The following is a 4,904-nucleotide window of genomic DNA, read 5'->3' on the forward strand; positions in this document are numbered from 1 at the left end:
GTTTAAACAGCATCATGAAGTTGTTCCGCATTAGTACGATCGCTAGCGCTGCTGCAGCCTGGTTATTTAATGCCGCTTTATGGGCTAACCCAGTCACATGGGTTGTGGCTGGTATGGCACTGCTTATTGGTGGTGTGGTTGCTGCAATCTATTGGTGGGACGACTTAACCGCAGCATTCAAAGACACGGCTTGGTTTGATGTTATTGCAGGAGCGATTGAGGGGATTGTTGATTTGCTCAATATGCTCCCTGGTGTGGACATTGAGTTGGGTAGCAAGGTGGAGACGCCAGAAATCAGTGCCGCGGTTCAAGCTGAGCGAAATGCCCCTAAATCAATTGAACCCATGACGTTTGAAGCGTCAATCATGCCTACAGTAGCTAACGGTGAAAGTATTGCCGAATACAAACAACCGGGTGCTCTGCCAACGCTACCGCCAAGTATGGTTCAAAATGTGACGACTAACCACAAACCACAAGGGAGCAATGTGAACTCTTACGGTGACGTTTACATCACCGCGCCAAACGGGATCACTCCAGATCAGTTAGCAGAGTGGGATGAACTCAATGCCGGATGATAAGAAGTATAGAGACATCAAAGTGATTGACGGAGGGTGGGAGATGGATGCAGGGCAACAGCCAACCGAATGCAGTAATTTGTACAGTATTGCGCAAGACATTAAGCACACCATTATGGAAGCCGGTTTGGCTCGTCAATTGGTTGCTGAACGAAACCCGGCTTTGCGAGCAGATGTGATGGTACAGATTGAGCAGCTAGCTGAAGGTGATGTACGAGTCGTTCCAGGTACCGCAACCGCAACAGAACGGGAAACGGGTGAAATGCTCTTAACCGCGACGGCTTATGAATATGATGAGTTTGAGGTGACAATATGAGTAAACGACCAAGCGCAGACTTTATCGATATCTTAAGCGAGTCGGGTGTGCCGGTGACCGAAGAGGAATTCGAGGCCAAGTTAAAACAAGAAGTGGCTGGGGCTGGCAGTAAGGTATCTAATGACTCTGAAATGTCACCGTTCTGGCGATGGGTTCGTGCTGCAATAATAACACCGTGTGTCTGGTTAATTAGAACGCTACTTGCTAAACACGTAATGCCGAATATCTTTGTGGCGACAGCAGAGCGTTGGGCCTTAGAGTTGAAAGCTTGGGAATACGACATTGTTCCGAAAGGGGCAGAGAAAACACAAGGCAACATCACCTTAACCAAGGTGAACGCTGCTGATGCTGTGACGGTCGAAGCTGGCGCAGTAGTTCAAACTTTGCCGATTAATGGAGTGGTGTATAAAGTTCGTGTGCTGGCTGAAACCGTGATTGATTCGGGTCAGCTGACGGGGAAAGTGCTCGTTGAAGCATTGGAAGCTGGCTCTGATTTTAATTTGCCAGCAGGTTACTTCAATATTATTCCAGAACAGATCCCAGGGATTGTTGATGCGGTTAATGAGCCGGATTGGATCACCCTACTGGGTGCAAACACTGAAAGTAATGAAGAATTGGCACTGCGTATTCAGAATGCTTTCACTAGTTCAGGCGAGTGGCACATTGATGACGTTTACCGCTCGATTATTTCAAGTGTCGCTGGGGTTCGTAGCGATAATATCTATTTCAAAAATACAGGTGAAGTCACGCCAGGAACGGCAGAAGCTTTGATTTTAATGGAAGTAGGTGAAACCCCTCAAGCAGTCATTAATGAGTTAAATGACCACATTATGACTAAAGGGCATCACGGTCACGGTGATGTACTGACTTGTAAGGCCATTCCAGATTCTGAGCATGATGTGCTCGCCGAGGTTATTTTAGTGGAGAGCCTAGACGAGCAATCGCAAGTGAACGAGTTGTTAGAAGTCGAAGGTCGTATTAGGGCGGCATTTCGTGAAACGGCCGCTTATCCAGAGATGACACGCTCTAAACCAGAAAGCCGTTTCAGTCTTTCTCTACTTGGTACCGAAATTCACACCAATATGACGGAGGTCGAATCGGTTAAGTTCACCGTAGGCGGAAAGGTGCAAGAAGACATCATCAGTGGCTTAGAGCAACCTCGTTTGAAAACGCTAACGGTAAGGGGATAACTCATGTCTGAACATCAAGATTACGCTCAAAAAAAACACCCCCCAAAGTTACCAGAAGTGGTCATCCCTTGGTGGCAAGATGGAAGTACCACCTCGGAGGAAATCAAAGAGCCTCACTTTTTATCGAAAGGGGTGTTCGTATTTTTTCAAATGGTTTGGAGTTGGTTGTTGTTTCCGCTTCGCCAAATGGATGCCATGACATGCAGTGAAAAGACTTTGGAGTTAATGGCTTGGGATAGAGACATTAAACGCTTTGAGGGTGAACCGCTTTCAATGTTTCGTAAGCGAGTGAAATACGCAGCAGTGAATGCTAAAGACGCGGGAAGTGTCGCAGGTTTTAAGCGAATTTTTGAAAGGCTGGGTATTGGTATAGTCACGTTTAAAGAGCGTGAGCAGGCAGCACAGTGGGACGTGTGTACCATTGAGTTAACAGATGATGATATTGCCAATAACAACAAGTTAGCTCAAACACTAATAGAACAATACGGGCGGACATGTCGACGTTACCGTTTTGAAGTGACGTACCCGGCAATTTTAACCATTGCTAGTGGTGAACTGGCGCATAACTTCAGTCTGTTTCGAGCCGAGACTCAGCAAGCCGTTGACATGAACGTGAAGCCACAGCCAGTGGAACATCGACAACAAGTATTTATTGCCACTTTTTAGGTTGCGACCTTTTTGGTATCGAGGAGGTACCCAATGAGCCAAACGGCAATTCCACTCGAATTCGAGCGTTATTTGCAAAATCAAATGAGTGCTGGTGAGGCACCAGACATGAATGAAATGATTTTTGCGTACATTCCGAGGTTAGACCCAAGCCAACCAATTGATCGTGAAAATGGTTTGCCGGATGCTTCGCTCTGGGTTTACCAACAAGACATCGAGCAAGTGGGCAAACTGGGTAGCAATGCACTGGCGTATTCAGTTGTGATCCCTGGTACGGTTTCAAGGTTTACTTTCAACGCGATTTATTTACGTGATAAGAATGCCCCGAATTCTTGCGGAATGGTGGTGCATAAAGCGAATGAGACCAAGGAGAATGGCATGGCGAGCACTAAGTCATTGGTACAAGCCTATGACGGAGCCGCTCGAATTGCCGGAATTACAATTGATGCTTCAACGTGGCAGATTGACTATCACGCACGATTGAAAGGGATGGAAGAAGAGCATCGTTTGGCTTGTTTCGATAATTATGGACAAACTGCTTTTATTGTGGGGTTTGACGTTACCCGACAAGCTGATCCGAATAAATACAAAGTGAATTCTGGTGTTGTTTATGTTGGTGGTTTACGAGGGGTGTTGAATGGGGAAGTGCTGCAAACCATCACGACTAAACCAAATGGCTTATATGTCGATGCAGTTCGTCAAGGGACAGCGCTGTCAGTCTGGGAAAACAAAGTTACTATTTTAGTTTCTAGAACCGAGTTAACCGATTATGTCGATGAGAATGGTGAGCAGCACTACGTCGCAAAATTGGCCAGAATAAATGCTGATGGTTCAGTGGTTGATTGGCGGGTTAAAGGTGGTTTGGCACTGGCTGAGCCAAAGAGTAATGCGGCTACAGATGAAGACATTGACAGCGAATCAACGGTTAATAAACACATAAAAATACCGCAATTTTGGCGAGGAATAAAAAAGTTCTTCACTGATAGCCCTAATGGAACAAGCTCTGAGCTCGTCATTACTCAAAAGGCTCTAAGCAATTTCAAATCTGGCTTTAGTTCAGGACAAACATGGCGTAATCGCCTAACGCTCACCACGCGCGTTTTCAATGTTCGATACACCAACACCAATAACTTTCCGATTCAAGTGCATATTAGTTTTAGGTCTTTGAATCAAATAGGTGAAGTAGCAAAATTTTATGTTGATGATGAGACTTATTCCATTGGTGTTTATTATTCAGGCAAGAGAGGTTACATCATCGACGTGATTATCCCACCTGGCTCTGAGTATTGGTTAATGGCCAATAGTTCTTTATATCGTTTGTATACTTGGTCAGAACTCCGTTAAGGAAACTGTTATGCATTATTTTGTTGATGAAAAGGGGGTTATTCGAGCATATGACTCCCCCGAACTAGCTAAGAAAGGGTTAACACCTATATCTGAATCAGACGCTCTTGAAATGGCCGAGCAAAGAGATGAGTTAGCAGAGGCACAACAATGGGCTATCGATGAGTTAAATTGGTGTGACATTCAGAGAGCCTACCACCAAACGGGAGACCTAAAGCGAGCGGTAGCCACTTTGGATGAAATAAATCAGTACGCTATTTTATGTCGAGACTTTGTGTCTCACTCTGATTCCGGTGATTTACAAATGGCAGATAAAAAGCCAATACGCCCAGTTTAAGCGCTTTTCGAAGGGAGAAGTACTATGTGGAAACAATCCCCGCTCAGCTGGCCTAGCTGTTCGCAATCAATTCAAACCCAGTCTGAGCAGGTGACAAACCAAATCGGTGCCACGGTGAATGATGCGGTTAGCCGATTGACTAGCCTTGAGAGTGACATCCGTTATGGGCGTCACTCTTTAAGCGAAGAAGCGAGTGCTTTGCTTAGGCTACGCAGTGAACTTGAATCTCTGTTGAAAACTGGAACCGTGTTAACTGCGACGCCTTACCAGTTTCAAGTGGGGACTAAGTTGGACTCAGGTAGTTACTTAAATCCACAGTCTGCAGTTAAAGTGTTATCTGGCAAACTTCGTGATCATGCAGATAAGCACCGACCAACTGGCAATATTCATTGTGTGGCGTTTATGGTGACAGCTTCGCAGTTAGCCCAGTTTGCTAGCCAGTTAAGTGATCTTGTTTCTGTGTTCCCTCTGTCTGA

The 4,904-nt window shown here is 45.6% G+C and carries 4 protein-coding genes and 3 pseudogenes; all 7 read left to right on the forward strand.

What is annotated here, in order from left to right:
• Window positions 1-575 (forward strand): annotated as a pseudogene (locus BCT81_RS23300) (phage tail tape measure protein); the annotation flags it as partial.
• Window positions 565-891 (forward strand): DUF2590 family protein, encoded by a 327-nt coding sequence (locus tag BCT81_RS23305; RefSeq protein WP_102426018.1) that lies wholly within the window; start codon window positions 565-567, stop codon window positions 889-891. The pseudogene BCT81_RS23300 and the gene BCT81_RS23305, both read left to right, overlap by 11 nt.
• Window positions 888-2,081 carry a baseplate J/gp47 family protein gene (locus tag BCT81_RS23310; protein WP_102426019.1) on the forward strand — a complete coding sequence of 398 codons (1,194 nt, stop codon included), beginning with the start codon at window positions 888-890 and terminating at the stop codon, window positions 2,079-2,081. The genes BCT81_RS23305 and BCT81_RS23310 overlap by 4 nt, the downstream gene beginning before the upstream one ends.
• Before the next feature lie 3 nt (window positions 2,082-2,084).
• Window positions 2,085-2,747, forward strand: coding sequence for a phage tail protein (locus BCT81_RS23315; RefSeq protein ID WP_102426020.1), 663 nt, complete (start codon window positions 2,085-2,087; stop codon window positions 2,745-2,747).
• A gap of 33 nt (window positions 2,748-2,780) precedes the next feature.
• Window positions 2,781-3,602: pseudogene (locus BCT81_RS23320) on the forward strand (phage tail protein); the annotation flags it as partial.
• A 499-nt stretch (window positions 3,603-4,101) separates the two neighbouring features.
• Window positions 4,102-4,428 (forward strand): hypothetical protein, encoded by a 327-nt coding sequence (locus BCT81_RS23325; protein WP_102426021.1) that lies wholly within the window; start codon window positions 4,102-4,104, stop codon window positions 4,426-4,428.
• A gap of 24 nt (window positions 4,429-4,452) precedes the next feature.
• A pseudogene (locus tag BCT81_RS23330) lies at window positions 4,453-4,904 on the forward strand (hypothetical protein); the annotation flags it as partial.

Origin of the sequence: Vibrio sp. 10N.261.52.A1 (genome assembly GCF_002876325.1) — a bacterium.
In the GTDB taxonomy this organism is placed as follows: Bacteria; Pseudomonadota; Gammaproteobacteria; order Enterobacterales; family Vibrionaceae; genus Vibrio; species Vibrio chagasii.